The organism is Sporolactobacillus inulinus (assembly GCF_006539285.1).
GTDB classification, from domain to species: Bacteria; Bacillota; Bacilli; order Bacillales; family Sporolactobacillaceae; genus Sporolactobacillus; species Sporolactobacillus inulinus.
Window position 1 is genome coordinate 29,717 of sequence record NZ_BJMS01000001.1, and the last position, 19,317, is coordinate 49,033.

General features: G+C 46.7%; 18 protein-coding genes and 1 other annotated feature. Of the genes, 1 reads left to right on the top strand and 17 read right to left on the bottom strand.

Features of this window, described 5'->3' with window-relative positions; all coding sequences use genetic code 11:
* Nucleotides 1-66: 66 nt before the first annotated feature.
* The 4 genes from SIN01_RS00125 to SIN01_RS00140 all read right to left on the bottom strand — a co-directional run bounded on the left by SIN01_RS00125 (nt 67) and on the right by SIN01_RS00140 (nt 5,972).
* Nucleotides 67-618 (bottom strand): CvpA family protein, encoded by a 552-nt coding sequence (locus tag SIN01_RS00125; protein WP_039746924.1) that lies wholly within the window; start codon nt 616-618, stop codon nt 67-69.
* A gap of 762 nt (nt 619-1,380) precedes the next feature.
* A complete protein-coding gene (gene pheT, locus SIN01_RS00130) occupies nt 1,381-3,798 on the bottom strand; it encodes a phenylalanine--tRNA ligase subunit beta (RefSeq protein ID WP_010023955.1) in 2,418 nt (805 codons plus the stop codon).
* Nucleotides 3,799-3,814: 16 nt separating this feature from the next.
* On the bottom strand, nt 3,815-4,852 hold the full coding sequence (pheS, locus tag SIN01_RS00135; RefSeq protein WP_010023954.1) for a phenylalanine--tRNA ligase subunit alpha: 1,038 nt from the start codon (nt 4,850-4,852) through the stop codon (nt 3,815-3,817).
* A 52-nt stretch (nt 4,853-4,904) separates the two neighbouring features.
* Nucleotides 4,905-5,136, bottom strand: a binding site (T-box leader).
* Nucleotides 5,137-5,213: 77 nt separating this feature from the next.
* On the bottom strand, nt 5,214-5,972 hold the full coding sequence (locus tag SIN01_RS00140) for a TrmH family RNA methyltransferase (RefSeq protein WP_039744833.1): 759 nt from the start codon (nt 5,970-5,972) through the stop codon (nt 5,214-5,216).
* A gap of 169 nt (nt 5,973-6,141) precedes the next feature.
* Between SIN01_RS00140 and sspI the strand changes: the two genes are divergently transcribed.
* On the top strand, nt 6,142-6,345 hold the full coding sequence (sspI, locus tag SIN01_RS00145) for a small acid-soluble spore protein SspI (RefSeq protein ID WP_010023950.1): 204 nt from the start codon (nt 6,142-6,144) through the stop codon (nt 6,343-6,345).
* Between the two features lie 66 nt (nt 6,346-6,411).
* Here the strand turns inward: sspI and SIN01_RS00150 are convergent, their stop codons facing one another.
* From SIN01_RS00150 to polA, 13 genes are all read right to left on the bottom strand, one after another.
* A complete protein-coding gene (locus tag SIN01_RS00150; protein WP_010023948.1) occupies nt 6,412-7,569 on the bottom strand; it encodes a GNAT family N-acetyltransferase in 1,158 nt (385 codons plus the stop codon).
* 320 nt (nt 7,570-7,889) lie between these two features.
* A complete protein-coding gene (gene rplT, locus SIN01_RS00155; RefSeq protein ID WP_010023947.1) occupies nt 7,890-8,246 on the bottom strand; it encodes a 50S ribosomal protein L20 in 357 nt (118 codons plus the stop codon).
* A gap of 65 nt (nt 8,247-8,311) precedes the next feature.
* On the bottom strand, nt 8,312-8,506 hold the full coding sequence (gene rpmI / locus SIN01_RS00160; protein WP_010023946.1) for a 50S ribosomal protein L35: 195 nt from the start codon (nt 8,504-8,506) through the stop codon (nt 8,312-8,314).
* A 75-nt stretch (nt 8,507-8,581) separates the two neighbouring features.
* Nucleotides 8,582-9,085, bottom strand: coding sequence for a translation initiation factor IF-3 (gene infC, locus SIN01_RS00165; RefSeq protein ID WP_010023945.1), 504 nt, complete (start codon nt 9,083-9,085; stop codon nt 8,582-8,584).
* 346 nt (nt 9,086-9,431) lie between these two features.
* The gene (locus SIN01_RS00170) at nt 9,432-10,016 is read right to left on the bottom strand and encodes a DJ-1 family glyoxalase III (protein WP_237760188.1); all 585 of its coding nucleotides are present in this window, start codon (nt 10,014-10,016) and stop codon (nt 9,432-9,434) included.
* Nucleotides 10,017-10,187: 171 nt separating this feature from the next.
* Entirely contained in the window at nt 10,188-10,340 is a 153-nt protein-coding gene (locus tag SIN01_RS14895) for a YrzI family small protein (protein ID WP_162198733.1), read from the bottom strand.
* 529 nt (nt 10,341-10,869) lie between these two features.
* A complete protein-coding gene (locus SIN01_RS00180) occupies nt 10,870-11,697 on the bottom strand; it encodes a putative sporulation protein YtxC (protein WP_010023941.1) in 828 nt (275 codons plus the stop codon).
* A 91-nt stretch (nt 11,698-11,788) separates the two neighbouring features.
* Nucleotides 11,789-12,721: a primosomal protein DnaI gene (dnaI, locus tag SIN01_RS00185; protein ID WP_010023939.1), complete on the bottom strand. Its 933-nt coding sequence runs from the start codon at nt 12,719-12,721 to the stop codon at nt 11,789-11,791.
* 25 nt (nt 12,722-12,746) lie between these two features.
* Nucleotides 12,747-14,120: a replication initiation and membrane attachment family protein gene (locus SIN01_RS00190; protein ID WP_047035535.1), complete on the bottom strand. Its 1,374-nt coding sequence runs from the start codon at nt 14,118-14,120 to the stop codon at nt 12,747-12,749.
* A 66-nt stretch (nt 14,121-14,186) separates the two neighbouring features.
* A complete protein-coding gene (gene nrdR, locus SIN01_RS00195) occupies nt 14,187-14,666 on the bottom strand; it encodes a transcriptional regulator NrdR (protein ID WP_010025645.1) in 480 nt (159 codons plus the stop codon).
* 85 nt (nt 14,667-14,751) lie between these two features.
* Entirely contained in the window at nt 14,752-15,351 is a 600-nt protein-coding gene (gene coaE / locus SIN01_RS00200; protein ID WP_010025643.1) for a dephospho-CoA kinase, read from the bottom strand.
* Complete coding sequence (gene mutM, locus SIN01_RS00205) at nt 15,348-16,187, bottom strand: DNA-formamidopyrimidine glycosylase (RefSeq protein WP_010025642.1); 840 nt, start codon at nt 16,185-16,187, stop codon at nt 15,348-15,350. The genes coaE and mutM overlap by 4 nt, the downstream gene beginning before the upstream one ends.
* Nucleotides 16,188-16,243: 56 nt before the next feature.
* A complete protein-coding gene (gene polA / locus SIN01_RS00210; protein ID WP_010025641.1) occupies nt 16,244-18,874 on the bottom strand; it encodes a DNA polymerase I in 2,631 nt (876 codons plus the stop codon).
* Nucleotides 18,875-19,317 lie beyond the last annotated feature (443 nt).

Genomic DNA, 19,317 nt, shown 5'->3' on the forward strand with positions numbered 1-19,317 from the left:
TGAGTGCTCATTATTCGCAGCGTCTCGAAACACTGCCGGTTAAAAACTGCATGCGCTCCATCATGGTCAGCCGATTAGTCCGGCAAAAGCAACCCACATTTCTTTCAACAGGTTGGAAAAGTACGGCGTGTGGGCGATCATCGACTGAGCAAGCGAGGATTTATCAATTGCTGATTGAATCTCGCTGACAGGCGTTAATGAACCCGCATAAAGTAAAAAGAACAAGATCAAATAAATCTCTGCAAACCCAAGAATCGCTCCGCCCAAATGATTGACTGAGCGTAAGATTGGCAATTCAGCCAAAAAGTTGAGCGTCGAGCCGAGAATATTCAAGATTATTTTGGTTGCAATAAATAGGATTACAAATGCGATCGCGCGATAATATGCGGTCTGCAGGTCCATCGTCCCGAGAAATTGAAACATTCCGCTTTCTGATGCGGAGGTCGGAAACGGAATCCAAAATTTCAATGTACCCGCCAATGGTTTAAAGTACATAAACGCGACAATATAGGCGATGATAAAGCTCGCCAGATGCACGAGCTGTAAAATTAAGCCGCGCCGAAAACCATTAAAAAGGCCTGAGGCGAGTAGAATAATTAAAATGAGCGTGAGAAGCATAAGGTCTATCCCAACTTTCTTTTTTTGCATCATTCCGAGCTGTTCACAATCATTCTTAAAACTTAGCGATTAAAGCCGCTTTTTGTCTTTATCATATCAGAAACGCAAGCGATTGAAAAATAACTTCCATGCATGAGCTAATTCCTGTGTACGCTCCGATTGCTCGCATCAACAGGGCGCGACCGCGGGCGCATCGGGATCCTCCTCAGACGGGCAGGAATCTGCGGGGTCTCGCTGGCACGTATCAACAAGGCGCGATCCCGCAGGCGCCAAGGCATCTAAATGAGGGGTTCTTGGACATTTTTGAGCGAATAAAAAACGAACTTCCTTCTGTTTCATTAAGCATTCTGCTCCGAAATTAAAAATAAGCGGAGAATTTTCGGTTATCTGAAGAATGGTACGCGTTTCGGGGGTAATAAGGGGAGGTTTTCCGTTTATTCAAAGCAAAATCCCCCATTTTCACGTTTTTCACGTTGATAAGCGGAAGCTCTCCGTCTATTTAAGCTTCTTTTTATTCTATTTTCTAATTAAGGGGAATTTTTCCGTCTATTTATCGGATTGGGTGCTTAACCTGATCCACCAACCGATAAGTGCTGAGCCTCTTGCCAGATGCGCAAACTTTTGTACGTGAATACGCAGTACTATTGCTGTATTTTCATTCAAGCGGTGTCCCGCGCCCCTCAAGCGGGTCATGAATGTTTCTTTACCCGTAAAAAAAAGACCAATGCGATTTGCTCACATTGATCTTTTCGTCATTCTGATTTATCCGCGCAGTTCTGCTCCAAATTCATCAGCGCAGGCTTTGATAATCTTTTCATGCACTGCGTTTACTTCATCATCGGTTAACGTGCGTTCCGGGTCCTGGTAGACAAGCGAGAAGGCGAGTGATTTCTCGTCGTCTGCGACGTGAGGGCCTTCATAGACATCAAAGAGCCGGAGCGAATGAAGCAGCGGCGCGCCATTTTTGCGAATGACACGGTCAAGATCGGAAGCTGCTGTTTTCCGCTTTACAACGAGTGCAATGTCGCGCGTTGTCGAAGGAAAACGCGGCAGCCCTTGATAGGTGATGCCCGGTTCGCCATGACGGATCAACGCGTCAAGGGCCACTTCAAAAACGAACGTTTTATTCAGATCGTTATCCTTCTCAACTCCTGGATGAAGGGCGCCGACATAACCGATAACGTCTCCATTTCTAAGGATATCAGCGGTTTGTCCAGGATGCATGCCCGAACGATTCGATGGTCGATAAGAAACCTGGCTGCTCACACCAAGTGCGTCAAATAGCGTTTCAACAATTCCCTTTACAGAGAAGAAATCAACAGCGTTTGCTTCGCCTTCCCAAGTTCGCTCATTGCGTTGTCCGGTAATTATTCCCGCCAAATGTTCTTCCTCCGCAGGTCGTGCTTCGCCGGCAACAGGCAAAAATACCTTTCCAATTTCATAAAACTTTACATTGGGCATTTGCCGATTGAGATGGTAGTGCACCACATTTATCAGTTGCGGGATCATGCTCTGACGCAAAGCCGCGTGCTCTTCGCTCATCGGCCAAATGACTTGCGTTGGCGCTGCCTCTTGATTGCGAACCGCATAAGATGCTGCGCTTTCCTTTGTCGTTAACGAATAGGTGTAGACCTGACTGAGCCCTGTTCCTTCCATCAGGACCTCGACCCTGCGACGTGCTTTCTGATACGGAGTCAGGGCCGCATGTGCCGATGTGCCTTCAGGCAATGTCGCTTTAATGTGATTGTACCCGTAAACACGGCCGACTTCTTCAACGAGATCTTCTGGAATGGTTACATCAAAGCGCCGAGCCGGAACGGATACATGCATGGCGCAGCCCTCGGTTTCAACGGAAAAATGCAACCGTTTCAATGTACCGGTGATCTCTTCAAGCGTCAGTTCTGCACCAAGCACTTGATTGATCTTTTGCCACGGCATCGTAATCGCGCGATCTGGAACCGTTCGTTCGCCGGCATCGACAACCCCGCGCAGAACCGTCGCGTCAGCAAACTTAGCCAGCAATTCTGCTGCACGATCGGCTGCGGAAACAACGCGATTGCGGTCAATTCCTTTTTCATAGCGGCTGCTGGCATCAGAGCGCAGCTGCAGCTTTGCAGCGGTTCTGCGAATTGAAATCGAATCGAATACAGCTGCCTCAAGCAAAACATTCTTTGTTGCTGCAGATACTTCCGTATTTTCGCCGCCCATGACACCGGCGACCGCCACACCTTTCTCCCCGTTCGTGATCAGAAGATCTTCGTTCGTTAGCTTGCGCAGTTGCCCATCCAATGTCGTGATCTCTTCGTTTTCTCCCGCATTACGAACCAATACGCGTTTCGATCCGAATTGATCATAGTCAAATGTGTGGAGCGGCTGCCCGTATTCCAGCATGACATAGTTTGAGATATCAACGACGTTATTGATTGGACGAACACCGGCAGCGATCAGACGAAGCTGCATCCAACGCGGTGAAGGCTTCACGTTAATTCCGGTCAGCAGGCGTGCGCCGTAATAAGGAACTTTTTTTGGATCGGCAATCACGACCTGAATGTTCTCGCTTGCCCGTTGATCCGCTTCTTCAACTTGCGGTTTGGTTAAGTGAATCGGACGGTCAAGAATCGCGCTGACTTCATAGGCGACACCGATCATATTCATGCAATGTGCACTGTTCACTAAAATATCTAATTCTAGAAGCGCGTCGTCCAAGTTTAAGAAAGGAAGCGCATCCGTTCCAACCGGTACTTCGTCATCAAAGACGTAGATCCCGTCTGCGTATTCCTTTGGTACATAATTATGATCAAAACCCAGTTCATCTAGTGAACAGATCATTCCGTTTGACACTTCACCGCGCAATTTCGCCCGTTTGATTTTAACATTGCCGGCAATTCTTGCGCCGACCGTTGCAACCGGTACTTTTTGACCGGCAGCAACATTTGGCGCGCCGCACACGATTTGCACCGTTTCACTGCCAAGGTTCACTTGGCATAGATTCAGTTTTTCTGCTTCCGGATGCTGCGTGCATGACTCAACTTTACCGACAACAATTCCTTTTAATCCTTCGCCGGGATAATTGAGATGTTCCACCTCAATTCCAGCGTTGGTAATTTTATTTGCTAAATCTTCCGGTGTAATACCGTCTAAGTCAACGTAGTCCTGAAGCCAATTATAAGAAACCAGCATGGTTTAAATTCCCCCCTTAAGCCCGATAAAATTGTTTTAAGAAGCGAATATCGTCGGTGTAGAAATGGCGAATGTCTTCAATTCCGTACTTCAGCATCGCAATCCGTTCCGGCCCCATGCCGAATGCAAAACCTGTGTACTCACCCGGATCAAAACCAGACATCCGAAGGACATTCGGGTGTACCATTCCGGCACCGAGAATTTCAATCCAGCCGGTTCCCTTGCAGACGTTGCATCCATGGCCGCCGCACCTGAAACAGGAAATATCCATTTCCACCGATGGTTCGGTGAATGGGAAGAAGCTTGGACGCAGACGGATTTCACGATCTGCACCGAACATATGCTTGGCGAATACCGTCAGAATTCCCTTCAGATCGCTTAACCGAACCTTGTGATCCACATAAAGCCCTTCGATTTGCATAAACTGATGGGAGTGCGTTGCATCGTCATTATCGCGGCGGTAGACCTTGCCCGGACAAATAACTTTCACCGGGCCAACCCCTTTATGCTTCTCAAGCGTACGTGCTTGAACCGGTGACGTATGGGTACGCATCAGAATGTCATCCGTAATATAGAAGGAATCCTGCATATCGCGAGCCGGATGATCCTTTGGTAAATTCAGCGCTTCAAAATTGTAGTAGTCTTGCTCGACTTCAGGTCCCTCTTCAATCGAGAAGCCTAAACCGATAAATAAATCTTCCACTTCGCGAATGATTGATGCGAGCAAATGATGGCTTCCCGGTGCTGTTTTTCTTCCCGGCAACGTGACATCAATTTTCTCCGATTCGAGCTTCATTTCAAGCTGTCTGGCTTCCAAATCGGCCCTCTTTTCTTCAATCCTCGCAGTGATCAATTGACGAACCTCGTTGGCAAGCTGCCCGACAACCGGCCGTTCTTCCTTGGAAAGCTTGCCCATGCCCTTCAAAATTTCCGTAATCGGTCCTTTTTTGCCGAGAAAACGGACATGCGCTTCTTGAAGTGCCTTCAACTCATCCGCTGAGTCAATGGTGCTCAGTGCCTGCTGACGCAGCTCAAGCAATTTCTCTTTTAACATCTGTCTTCATCCCTTTGCACTTTTTTTCTGAAACCAAAAAAGCTCCGCCCCTGAAAGGGACGAAGCGTCGCGGTACCACCCTCGTTGACAGTCTCTGATTGACTGCCCACTTAAAACGTTTAACGGCGCGTGCCGGCGCATTCTAGACCGGCATGTCTACCGGTGTTCAAACGGCAACTCAGGAGTGAATTCATTCGATCCGGCGCATAAGCAGGCTTCCAGTCGACGACCTGCTCTCCCTGAATGGTGAATATCGAAGTACTGCTCTCCATCATCGTTTTTCCATTTATATCGGTTCATTTCATGAAACATGAATCCGATCGTTCACTTGTGTATTCCTAGTATAGGCAATTCAAGCCGCTTATGCAAGCCTTGCTGATTCAAGCCAATAAAGCAGAATACCTGATGCTACGGCGACATTCAGCGATTCAGCACGGCCGGCCATTGGGATCTTGACCTGCCGATTCATTTGCGCCAACAGTTCCGGTGACGCCCCGTTGCCCTCATTGCCGACAACGAGTCCATAATAAGGACTGGACACCTTAACCTGATGCAGCTCATCGCCTTGAAGTGAAGAACCATATAATGGAATGTTCAGCTGTTTCATCTCGTCAGCCAGCGTAAACAAGTTCTTATGGATTACCGGAAGATGAAAGTGCGAGCCTTGCGCGGAACGCAGCGTCTTCGCATTGTAACCGTCAACACATCCATCTCCAAGATAGATTGCGTTGAGTCCGAAAGCGTCCGCAGTTCGGATCAGCGTCCCCAAATTTCCTGGATCTTGCACCCCGTCAACGAGTAAAAAGCGTCCGGGTTTCAGAGTGAGCGATAAGCTCTTCAAATCACAAACAGCAATAATGCCTTGTGGGGTTTCCGTTTGTGATAGCTCGGTAAAAATTTTGTGGGTCACCTGAAAAACTTCAATAGAATCAAGCGGCCAATCATCCGGAAGATGAAAAGCTTCATCAATCAGAATCGCGTGCACATGTTCCTTGGCAGAAAAAACCGCTTCCTGTACAAGATGCGGTCCCTCAATCAAATACATTTGCTCCCGTTCGCGCCATTTTCGCGTTTTTAATTTTTTCCATAGCTTAACTTTTTCGTTTTGCAAAGACACCATTCGACGCACAATGAGAACTCCTTCTAAGCAGCAGCAAGCACGCGGCATGCTCGCTGCTTTGTCTATTCAATCTGTATTTATGCCCAATTTTTTCGCATAATTGCGCTTTCGCTACCCATACTATACCATAGTTCAACTCATTTCATTGCTAGAAAGGAGCATGTCATTCATGGATTTAGACATTCGCCGTGCCGTGCTGCATAATCTATCGGGCAATAATAAGCAGCAGCTGCAGGATACCGTTATTGATGCCATTCAAAATGGCCAAGAAAAAATGCTTCCCGGCCTCGGTGTTCTCTTTGAAGTCATTTGGAACAAAGCAGATTCTTCGTTTCGCGATCAAATGCTGACCCGTCTCGAACAAGGTGTTTAACAAACCGTAAGGCAACAATCGGGAGCTTAGGCTTCCGATTGCTTTTTGTTTCCGCGCAAAATGCATTTAAAAGCGATCCGTTTTCCAGCAAACAAACGCATTCTTTTGAAAGAGGGAAGTATAAGGCTGCTTTTCTCCATCCATTCCAAGCAGAAGATCATGAATAAAATCCGTTTCATCGCGTTCAATGGACGGTTGAAAAGTGATCGAGTCGCTCGGCAGCGCTGTAACCACTTGCCCTTTTTCACGATAAAAAAGAATCGCTTCAGATCCGACGCGTACCAAAAGACGTTCTCCACCCGTCAGGTGCTTCGAAAAAATCGGCTCAAGTTTCCGGCAAAGTTTAGGAAGCCGTATGACTTTCCACATCGTCCTTGTATTGTCTTGATGATGCGCGCCCCATCGTTCAAACCATTGCCGCAGCGCATGGGATTCCGGCATCTGTGCACTCATAAATTTTCCTCGAGGGCAAGCTTCTTTCACACGCTGCACTAGTGCAGGAAGAGCCGCTTCATGGCCTGGCAGATAACAGCATTCCTGCAGACCGAGGGTTTCGTGATCGAATGCTTCCCATCTGAGATAGGCAACCAACCGCCGATTGCAAAAAGCAGCGAAACCGCCACCCGTTCGATTGTTCAGCCACTTGAACTGCCCGTTCCAGTAAGCCGCTGATCGAATCGTCGGACCAACTAATGATTGATTATACCTATCATAAAGCAGCGCGATTTCGTTCCGATCATGTTCCTTCAAGGAACGAATGGAATAAAGCCGGTTTCCCTTAGATTCTTCCGGTATGCGCGAAGCCTCAAGCACCTGTTCCTTCACGTGCAGCACATGCCAATCTTCTTTTTCATAAAAGGCAGGAATTCCCGTATAGAGCATCGACAGATCAAAGTCATGTTCCATCATCCATTTCGATTGTCGATTCAATAGGGTTCGTACAAGATGCCTGCCGCGATATTCAGGCCGTGCAGCAACATTGCCGATCCCGCCGCATTTCAGTGCAGCCCCATCATAGTTAAGAAAGAATGGGAAAAGATGAACAGCGGCAGCCAAATGCCCGTTCACTTTGGCAATCCATGTATGGCGCCAATTCGTGTTTGGGTCCCATTCAATTCTGTCTTTAAAGAATGCGCGTTCTTTCTGAAAAACGTCGCTCCACAGGCTGAGCGCAGCATGCCACTCTTCCCGGCTTTTTGCTTGCCTGATTTCAGTTGTGTCCATTTTGACCCCCATCCCCCAACTCTATAACTACTATATCCTTAATGCGGCGCTCCCATCTGAGTTAGAATTCAAGTGGGTTCTTTATCCTCTTTCTTAATTCGGATGCTTCTTTCATTATAAACGATGACGTATCCGTTTTCGGCTTTCATCAACATGAACGAATCAACGCAAAAAAAAGCCCGAAAAAATCAATGCTGATTTTTTCGAACTTTTCATCACAAGGCGAAGCGCTGTAAGCAGAACCAACAAATTTCAAGAAAATAAAAGAGCACCCATGCCATACAAAAAGTGCGGCAGAGGTGCTGTTTTGATGGGTAAAATTATTTTGCTGCTGTTTTTGCTTGTTCAGCGAGTGTTGCGAATGCTGCTGCATCGTTAACAGCGAGGTCAGCGAGCATCTTGCGGTTTACTTCAACGCCTGCCTCTTTCAAGCCGTAGATCAGCTTGCTATAAGAAAGTCCGTTCAGACGTGCTGCTGCATTGATTCGTGCAATCCACAGTCTGCGGAAGTTACGTTTGGTCTGACGACGATCACGGTAAGCATAAGTCAGGGATTTGAAGACCTGCTGTTGCGCAACCTTAAACAGTTTGTGTTTTGCGCCGAAATAACCTTTTGCTAATTTTAATACTCTTTTGCGTCTGCGACGAGTCACATATCCGCCTTTAACTCTTGCCATTGAAAAAACCTCCTAGAATAAGCCGCCTGCTGCGACACTAAAAATAAATCGTTTTAAATTTAAAATCAGTTGTTGATCAGTTTCTTGAGCTTGTTAGCTAGAGTTGGAGTTGCAATTGCGCTCTTATCCAAGTTGCGCTTTTGCTTGTTCGACTTATGGCTGAACATGTGGCTCGTGTACGCGTGTTCCCGTTTAAACTTGCCGGTACCGGTTTTCTTGAAACGTTTTGCGGCACCTTTGTGTGTTTTCATTTTTGGCATAACTAAATCCTCCTAGTAAAATCCGTTTCTTAGAACAGCACCTGCTGTCATTCAAAACGCAGTGTAATTGCTCGATTATTTGTCGACTTTAGGTGCAAGCACAAGGAACATGCTGCGTCCTTCCATCTTCGGTCTCGCCTCAATAACGCTAATATCGGCACACTCTTCAGCGAGCTTTTCAAGCACTTGGCGTCCGAGATTTGAGTGCGTAATCGCGCGCCCTCTGAAGCGAACGGACGCCTTGACCTTGTCGCCTTTCTGAAGAAATTTCTTGGCGTTGCGCATTTTCGTATTGAAGTCATGTTCTTCAATACTCGGGCTGAGCCTAATTTCTTTAAGATTGATGACCTTCTGGTTCTTTCGTGCTTCCCGTTCCTTCTTCTGCTGTTCAAAACGGTATTTCCCGTAATCCATGATTCGGCAAACCGGCGGCTTGGCACCTGGTGCGACCAGCACGAGATCGAGGTTCACATTCTGAGCCATCGCTAATGCTTCCGCTTTCGACTTAATGCCGACCTGTTCTCCGTTCTGACCAATCAGACGAACCTGTTGTGCACGAATACCTTCGTTGACAATCATATCTTTGCTAATATTGAGCCACCTCCAAATAAAATTAAGCAAATCGCTGGCTATTTGAGCAAACAAAAATGCGGGCGCAAAAACGCCCGCATTGACCGTACATTCGTTAATTCATACCTGGCAACAACATAAAATGCGTCGAACAGGTGAGAAGCCGGGCGCCTCTGCTTTACTCTTTGCAAATTCATATAATACTATATCATGCATTTTCTTTTCATGCAAGTTAAAATTGAAAAATGCGCGTGCTTACCTCGGACAGTCTGGGAGCCTCTTCGTACCCGCTGATGCCTGCCCGTTTGGTTTACAGCCTGTCGCTGTACTCAGATTCGTATCTTTTCCTATCTAATTAATAAAAGATCTTTTCACGATTTTCAATGAGATAATCGAACATCATATCACGGCTGACCTGTTTTGCTTCGTCTTGCAAACCAAGCTGACGCAAGATTTCCAATGCAAAAGGAAGCGTTGTTCCCGCTGCGCGAGAAGTAAGGAGCTTCCCTGAAACCACGATCGGCTCTTCGTGATAAGCCGCTTGTTTGATGTGATCCTTGAAATCCGGATTGCTCGTCGCCGTTTCGCCTTGAAGCACACCCGCTTGCTCCAGGGCAATCGGTGCGGCGCAGATTGCTGCTACCAGTTTCCCATTCTCCTTGTAGGCACGAATCAGTTTCTGCGCGCGTGCATCGTCACGAAGCGTCTGAGCACCTTTCGCCCCTCCCGGAAGATAGATGCCGTCAAAATCAAGAAGTCCCTCACTGTCGATCGACACATCTGCTTTCACAACAATTTTTCGTGAGCCTTCAACAAGCGGTGTATCGGCAACTGAAGAGAGCACCACCTCAACGCCTCCGCGGCGCAAAACATCAATCGCAGTAACCGCTTCAGTCTCCTCAAAGCCGTTGGCAAGAAGTACTAGAAATCTTTTCATCATCGTTCACTCCCCTTGTTGTTGCTTTGCTGTTATCGTATCATATCGACTGGCCCCATTCAAAGTGCAGCGCAGTTAAAGAAATTGTGTCCCCTTTCCAAAACGCGCGCGAACCACCACAATTATTCCGTTTAACATAAACAACGCCTCCCATCAAAATTTTTTTGGAAACCATTACCGAATATAACGTTCGTATTCAAAACGTTTATCAAGCATTCGTTCATGGATTGATTTAATTCTTTTACGGTCTTCGTAGCGTTCGTATGCTGATTTCGTCTTTCTGATCGACACTGTAAAGGTCAGAGCAAACAGATTAAATTTAACCATTCCCTTACCTCCCCTCCTTAATCGATGTGGGTCATGAAAAAATTCTCGTTGTTCCATCGGCAATTGCAGATCTGCAGATGCGTGCATCATTCATCATCCTTTCTTAGTCGTCAAGGACCGGCTCCTGATTGTGCGCCAGTCTGAAAAAATTTATATAAAAGCACAGCGTCCAGCGCAGGCTTTATATACCATTTATTGGTAATTGAGCGTAAAAAAAACCGCAAAGGCATCGCCAATACGGTTTTAAGCGCACAAAAATACCGCAGGCAATCTGACCTGCGGATTCGTTCAGTAATTAAGTTTAACCACCATTTGAATAAATGGTTAATGCATGAATGAATACGTGGAGGTCATCCGAAACCTATATGCAATTGGATTACTTTTAACGTTCATTCCAAGTGTCATCATGTTTTGATGACCTCCTTTCGTCAATTTACTTTTCTAGTATAGATGGAAATTATTACAATGTAAACCCGCAATCCATAAATTGGTTGTAATTTTTTCCCTTATTTTTCGACAAGATTCGTCTTTATTGCGATACGCGATTTCCACTGGTCAAATGCAGGGATGATGGAACAAAGCAGACACGGTCTTCGAAAACCCGATGCAACGTTTTCATCACACCATGATCCGGACGATCGGTATAGACAATGACTTGTTTCGGTGCCAAGGCAATCAGCGACAGAACAATCGAGGGCTCCGCCTCAATCCCCCACTGTTTTAAGATCGGATAAAAGGATCGAACCGATTGAATGTTTCGAATAAGATGGTGACGCTCATCATAAAGTTTGAAAGGCTGTTCATCATAGACTTCAATCTTCTCGCAGAGCGGTTTATAGGCGCGAATGATGCGGCGTAGCTTGTCAATAAAAACTTGATACTCCTGCTCCAGCTTGTACTCATCGATCGCAATTTCGACATAGCGTCTCAGTGCTTTTCGATACGCGGTTAAACGAAAGCGAACGATGGACGTGAATGAAACGCTATGATGCTCCTGCAAAATACCTTCAAGCGAGTCCATGATAATCGTGCGCCGATCCTCAAGCACCTCTGTCTGAGGCAAATCATTTTTTTCGCCGGCAAAAATTGCGGACACAATGTTTAAAATAGCAACCTGTTCTTCCGGGTCTGTAAAATAGTAATAGTTTTCGATGATGGCCATAACCCATTTTTTTTCATAGCGTTCGCAAATATAGCGGGCAATTAACTGCGCAAATTCTTTATAATCCGTCGTTTTTTCCGGAAAAACAGCCAATCGACTGTTAATAAGCATCACACCAGTGACTTGTCTTAAAGAAGAAGGCAAACGTCGATAGAATTCCGCAGCCTCCTGCCGGGTATCAAAATCAATCTCCAATGGTTCATCCTCCCCGTCCCAACTTATATAAGGACTATATGGGAGGAAGACCTTATTCATGCGCTTTTGTTTTCATTTTTTTAGAATTTTATCAACGCCGATTGACACCGGTCATTTCAACTAATTGGGTAAAATGGCGGATACGTTCCATTACACGCTTTGCTTTTACACGTTCCGTCCCGCTTTTTTGCGAATAGGAGAAATGATCTTCCAGTTCGTCATAGTTGAAGTTCGACGTGTAAAGTGTCGGTAAATGATCCATCATTCGGTATTGAAGAATACTGCCGAGCACTTCGTCGCGTATCCAGGGTGTAATGGTTTCCGCCCCGATATCATCAAGGATCAGGACGGGTGTCTTTTTCAAGACTTCTAATTTCTCATCGACCGAATGGTCCTGAATCGCTCCTTTTATTTCTCTGAAAAAGTCGGGTACGTACACAATGAGTGAGGTAATATGGCGCCGTTCAGCGAGTCGCTTCATAATTGCACCCATCAAATAGGTTTTGCCGACACCAAACTCGCCGCAAAGATAAAGGCCTTTAGTTTCCGACGGGTTATTTAGGTAGCGCTTTACAAATTCTCCCGCCGCCAAAATCGCTTCCTGCCGGCCACCTTCTTCTTTGTCGATGGAGTCAAACGTCGCGTTCAGTACGTCTTTGGGTACATAGTAGCTGTGGATGAGATTGCTTTGCCGCTGCTTTACTTCCTGTTCTTCAAGAAGCGGGCATCGAACAAAGGTCAAGGACGGTGTCCCTTTGTCATTCACTAATTGAGGACGGTAGCCCTTCATCATGTTCGGACAGTGGTCGAGTCCTGGACAATGCGCACAAGCCTTTCGTTCAGTGACGAACTGAAACAGCCGTGATGCGTTTCTTGACCAAGCCGCTTCGTCAATATCCGGATTTTTTTCTGCAAATTTGCGAACATCCGGGTGAGTACTCAGCTCGTTTTCTAGTTGACGCCACTGCTTCTGCACATTCCGTCCCGCTGACAACTCTTTAAATAATGAAGCTAATGGATCCATGTCCGACACCCCCTTTTTGATGCGCTTAAATTTGATTCAAATAGTCTTCAAGCCACTTGGCTCTCTGTTTTACCGCTTCTTCATTTTCTTTGGTTTGTTTCTCTGTTTTCTTCGGCCGCTTCATCCATTCCGGAATGACCTCTTGATGCTCCTTTCGAGCTGAGGTGCGGGCGGAAGCCGGCGCTCTAGTCGCAGGGGACTTTTTCGTCTGCTTCCGTTTCTTCTGTTCCTCACGTGCATAGTTCATCGCCTGACGCACAGTTGTCACATTCGCCCGTGCCCACTGTGCGGCGACTTTTTCGACGAATGCTTTGTTTAATTTATGATCATTGACTTGAGAAATATAGTCGATCAATACATTGATTACACCTGGATTAATCTTCGTGTCGAACATCAAATTTTCAATGAGTCTCAAGTCCGGAGCTGCCGGCTTGCTGCCTTGTCCAAGCGCTTCAAGCAGTTGGTACGGAGAATTGCGTTCGTACCATGCAATCAACTGCTCTTCTTCGGTTTGCGGTTCTTTCTCCGTAAACTCCCGCTGCGACTCCGGCTGTCTCCGCTCATACAGAGCCGGCATTTCATCTGCACCATGTTCAAGCAGATAGAAATCACGAACTTCTTTACGAAGGGCATCGATATCGACCTCTCCGGTATGAAGCGCCGCTGCTTGCACCGCCTTGCTCATATCATATGGCTCAGTACGGTACACGAATGCAAGTTTATCGATTGCCTGACGTACGTCTTCAGTCAACGCATCTTCCTCAACAATCGCATCTGACAAATAAGTCATCATTTGCTTAAAGTCAAAATGTGTCTTAAGCCCGATCTTCGGCGAAGTCGCGCGGTGCGCCCATGAACCTTCCGTCTTCACATTATTCCGCTCATCGATTGTCTCTGAAGCAGGGACCGATTTGAAGACTTCATCAAATGATGCGGATACATCTTCATAGTCGGCGGTATTTACTCTGTGAACGGCAAATAATTCTGCAAGCCGTTTGTATTCACGTGCACCGATCTGACGGTATAAAAACAAATTTAAAAAACCGTCTTTGAAAAATCGATTCGGCGTAAGTGGCGGTTCAAGACGATAGACAAACTGACCGGGGGCTGCCTCTTTTTTTTTCAACGATTCCAGCAAGCCCACGGCCTCAAGTTTCTTTCTCGCTTTTAAAATACGATCCAAAGACAAGTTCATCGAACCCATTAAATGATGGTGGGTTAAGTGTTCTTCTAAAAACTCAACTTCCTGCCAAAGCGTAAAATACAGACTTGCTGCTTCGATACCAATGAGCGGCTGATACAGCAGTGTTATGACTCTTTGGTCAAAAGAATGAAGCAGTCCGTTTGTCTCAACGCGATAATGATCGCCCGGCAGTACTTCCTTCCAAGACTGCAGCATGCCTTTATCCTCCCGCTCTGCATCAATTTTGCATCAATCACTACTTTTCCATTGTCCTGACAAAATTTATTTCTTGTTGTTTTTCTCTTTTTCCAGCTGATCTTTTAATTCTTGTATTTTTTTCGCAAAAACGTTGATATCTGTAAACTGTCTATATACAGAAGCAAAGCGGACATACGCGACCTCGTCCACCTTCACCAATTCATTCATCACACGTTCGCCGATTTCATGGCTGTTCACTTCAGAACGCCCCTCATCGCGCAACGTTTTTTCAACATCATTGGCAAGCTGCTCGAGGCGTTCGAGCGGAACCGGACGCTTTTCGCAAGCTTTAATCAGCCCGCGCAGCATCTTTTCGTGACTGAACGCCTCTCGGTTGTCCCCTTTTTTCACAACGACCAAAGGCGTTTCTTCTACTTTCTCAAACGTCGTAAAGCGATGATGGCACAATTCACATTCTCTACGCCTGCGGATGGCACGCCCATTATCAACAGGGCGTGAATCCAGCACTTTCGTTGCCATTTGTTTGCAATTCGGACAGCGCACTATTCTCACTCCATTCGCTGTTATCGATAAGCTTATTGTATCCTACTAGACAACGGATGAAAAGCCGCGCGAGATGTACCTAGACTTAACAATCGAACAACCCCTTGTGAAGCAGTGCACGGATCTGTTCTTCGGTTTTCGTTACGGAGCCGTTGTTATCAATGATGGCATCTGCGCGCTTTGCTTTTTCTTCAAGGGGCATCTGCGCATCAATGCGTTCACGCGCTTGTTCCTCAGTAAGGCCGTTCCGCTTCATCAAACGTTTTAATTGCTGCTCCGGGGTTACATAAACCACAATCGTTTTATCCGTCAAGGTCTCAAGACCACTCTCATAGAGCAATGGGATATCTAAAAAGGCAATCGGCTCCCTGCGTTTCTCCAGTTCCTCTAACTGTTGCAGCATGCGCGTTCGTATCAAAGGATGCAAGAGTTCATTTAACAGCTTGCGTTTCTTGTCATCCTGAAAAATGAGTGCGCCCAGCCTTTTTCTGTCCAATGCACCAGTGGGCAAAAGCATCGCTTCACCAAAATGGCCTGCAATTAAGCGCAGCCCTTTTTCCCCAGGTGTAACAACTTCGCGAGAGACGCGATCAGCGTCGATCACCGGATAGCCTTGCGCCATCAGCCAGCGCGAAACCGTACTCTTCCCGCTGGCAATGCCTCCGGTTAAACCTATTTTGATCATTGCTCTGAACTCCGAGGCTGGCATATCGGGCAATAGTGCGTGCCGCGTCCGCCGACCTTGATCTTTTCAATCGCAGTCCCGCAGCGCACACACGGCTCTCCCTTCCGCCCGTAGACCGCAAGTTCCTGTTGGAAGAACCCCATATGCCCTTGACTGTTTACAAACGTTCGAATTGTACTTCCACCAAGGGTGACCGCCTTTGTCAATGTGTCCACAACCGCATGGTGCAGTTGCTCCAGCTGCTCCGCGCTCAGGCTTGATGCAGGGGTAAGCGGATGAATCCCCGCTTTAAACAGCGATTCATCGACATAGATATTGCCTAAGCCAACCACAACCGTCTGGTCAAGTAAAACTTGTTTAATTGAGCGGCTGGTTCGCGAAAATGCGGTGGTGAGGTAGTCAACCGTTAAGGCCTTTGAGAGCGGCTCCGGCCCTAATTTTGCAAGCGGCGGATGCTGCCACTCCTCACCCTTATTAAAGAGATGCATGGTTCCGAACTTGCGTACATCACGATAACGGAGCGCCGTATCATCCGTAAAATGAAAGATCACATGCGTATACTTATCCGTCGGCGCGTGCTCCGGATCCAAGCGATAGCGGCCCTCCATACGCAAATGCGAGACCAGCACGAAATCATCGAAACAGAAGAGCAGGAACTTCCCCCGCCGCTTGATATCGTGAATCGTCTGCCCGATAAGCGCGTGCTTAAACTGATTAAGATCATCCGGGCGCCGGATGATCTTCGGCCAACGTACCTCAACTTCTTTCACCGTTTTCCCTAAGACAAGCTGTGATAATGTCCGTTTGACGGTTTCAACCTCTGGTAATTCTGGCAAATCGCTCACTCCCAAATAGCCAAGCAGCGCCGCTGAGTCGGCGCCAAACGCTTTCTTTATTTTGCATCGTACCACGTCGGCCCGTAGGAACACTCGACTTTCAGTGGAACGCGAAGTTCAATGGCATGCTCCATCACTTCAGGAACAATGCGATTCATGATGTCGAGTTCGTGTTCCGGGACTTCGAAAATCAATTCATCGTGCACCTGAAGCAGCATCCGTGTTTGCAATTTTTCTTCTTGAATCCGCTGATCCATGTGAATCATCGCTTGCTTAATCACATCGGCGGCACTGCCCTGAATCGGCGTATTCATCGCCGTTCGTTCGGCAAAACTACGCCGATTGAAATTGCGGCTGTTAATCTCCGGCAAGTAGCGGCGACGGTTCAACAGGGTGGTCACATAACCTTCTGTTTTCGCCTTCTGAACGATGGTTCTCATATACTGATGAACCCCCGGATAGCTCTTTAAGTATTGCTCGATAAATTGCGCCGCTTCTTTACGCGTAATCCCAAGATTCTGCGATAGCCCATAGTCGCTGATCCCATAGACGATGCCAAAATTAACGGCTTTCGCATGGCGCCTCATCAACGGTGTCACTTCATCTTCGGCTACACCAAAAACATCCATTGCAGTTTTCGTGTGAATATCCATATTCTCAAGAAATGCCTCTTTCAGATTTTCATCATCGGCAATATGTGCGAGCACGCGAAGTTCGATTTGTGAGTAGTCGGCGGAGAAAATCTGCCAGCCTTCTTCACTTGGAAGAAACGCTTTGCGAATCTTGCGTCCTTCTTCAAGTCGAATCGGGATGTTCTGCAAGTTCGGATCTGTTGAACTCAGTCGGCCGGTTTGCGTTAATGCCTGATTGTAGACGGTATGCACACGTCCGGTTTCCGGATTGATCACTTTAAGCAATCCCTCGACATAGGTGGATTTTAATTTGCCAAGCTGCCGGTAATCAAGAATCTTATCAATGATCTCATGGCGGCCGCGCAGTTTCTCAAGAACATCGGCAGCAGTCGAGTAGCCTGTTTTCGTCTTTTTAATTGGTGGCAGCTGCAATTTTTCGAATAGAATTTCACCAAGCTGCTTCGGTGAATTAATGTTAAACGTTACACCAGCCATTGAATAAATGTCGTGTTCGATAATTTCAAGCGTTCGATCAAGCTCTTCGCCCATTGCTTTCAATGTTTCACTGCTTGTTTTTATCCCCGTATATTCCATTTTGGCAAGCACGTGAGCGAGCGGCAGTTCCAGTTCAAAAAGCAGCTCTCTCTGCTTGTTTTCAATAAGCTCCTGAATTAATTTCGGCTCAAGCTGAAGCAATGCAGCCGCTTTTTTGCCCAAATGCTGCGCCTGTCCGTTACCTTCAGGAATTTTCTGCTTTGCGCCCTTTCCATAGAACGCTTCATCGGTTTCGACATTGCTGATGCCGCGTTTATTCGCCAAAAGAGCCAGATCCTGCCCCGCTTCTGATGGATCAATCAGATAAGCAGCAAGCCGCACATCGAACGCTGCGCCGTGCAGCATTAAACCGCGCCAGTTTAAGGCAACTTCTGCCGATTTGCTGTCAAGCAGCACCTTCTTCATTTTCGGATCTTCCAGCCATTCTCGAAACGCGTCATCCTTAAGGGCGTGTTGTGTTTCAATAAAATAGGTACCGGTTTTATTCGAAACAGCGATACCGGTGATGTCTGCATAGTGATAGTTCTCATCAAGCATTTGGAGAATCAATGCACTCGGCGAAACAAGCTGATCCGATTTAAAATGAGTAACCGTTTGGACGGCAATGTCTTTCTTGTCGGTCTGAGGTTCATCCGAATCGGTAACATCAATTTTTTCAAGCAGTGAGTGAAAGCCCAATTCGTTAAACAGATCGCGCAACTTGCTTGTAAATTCATGTGTATAACTGCATTCTTCGGGCGAAATCTCAAGCGGCGACTCTCTGTCAATGGTTGCGATTTGCTTACTCAACAGCGCTTGCTCTCTATTGGTTTCCAGCTTTTCCTTCAGTTTTTTGCCTGATACCTGTTCGATGTGTTCGTAGACACCTTCGACGGTCTGAAATTGCTTCAACAGCTTGATCGCCGTCTTCTCGCCAACTCCGGGCACGCCGGGAATATTATCCGAAGCATCGCCCATAAGCCCTTTAAGGTCGATGACTTCTCGAGGATTAATCCCATACCTTTCCCTGACCTTCTCAATATCATAATCAACCGTATCGGTGATTCCTTTGCGGATCAGGGACACGCGTACGCCTTGGTCGACCAGCTGCAAATAGTCCTTATCCCCGGTAACAATGCGAACATTAAACCCATTGCTGCTTGCCTCTCGAGCAAGTGTACCGACAATATCGTCCGCTTCATAATTATCCAGCTCGTAACGCTGAATACCCATCGCATCAAGCAATTCGTGAACGAGTGGAAATTGTTGGGACAGTTCCGGTGGTGTTTTCTGGCGGCCGCCTTTGTATTCTTTGTACGTTGCATGACGAAAGGTTGTTTTTCCTGCATCGAAGGCGACAAGCAAATGCGTTGGTTTTTCCTCTTCAATGACGCGCATCAGCATCATCGTGAAGCCGTATACGGCATTTGTATACATACCTTGATTATTACTTAACAGCGGCAGTGCAAAAAAAGCGCGATAAACGACGTTATTGCCATCAATTAAAACTAATTTATTCATGACGTTCCTCCTGAAAGCACCGAAAAACGTGACGTATCCCCCGTCAAACCGGGCAAACGTTCGTTTTTCTTATACTCTGTTCTCTTATCATTAAGGCCTCATCTCTTAAAAATGGCCACAGCTGTAAAAATCGGGGCAGATTTCCGGTACTCTTGCATGTGGTCGATTCATTAACCTTGTGCTTTGAGTGATGCCTCAGCTGCTTCTTACATCAACAGGGTGCGACCGCAGGCATCCGAGCGTTTGCGCGTCTGTTAGGCATTTAAGAAATGACGCTTGACCGTACGTTCACCATACTTGTAGGAAAGCTACTTGTCCGATTAAATAAAAAAACCTGTGCTGCTTATTCCTTTATTCTAAAGCATCACAGGTGATTTATCCAATTTAGCATTTTATTTAACACTAAGAAAAACCGGGCAAAAAGCGCACGTTCCCTAATCTCC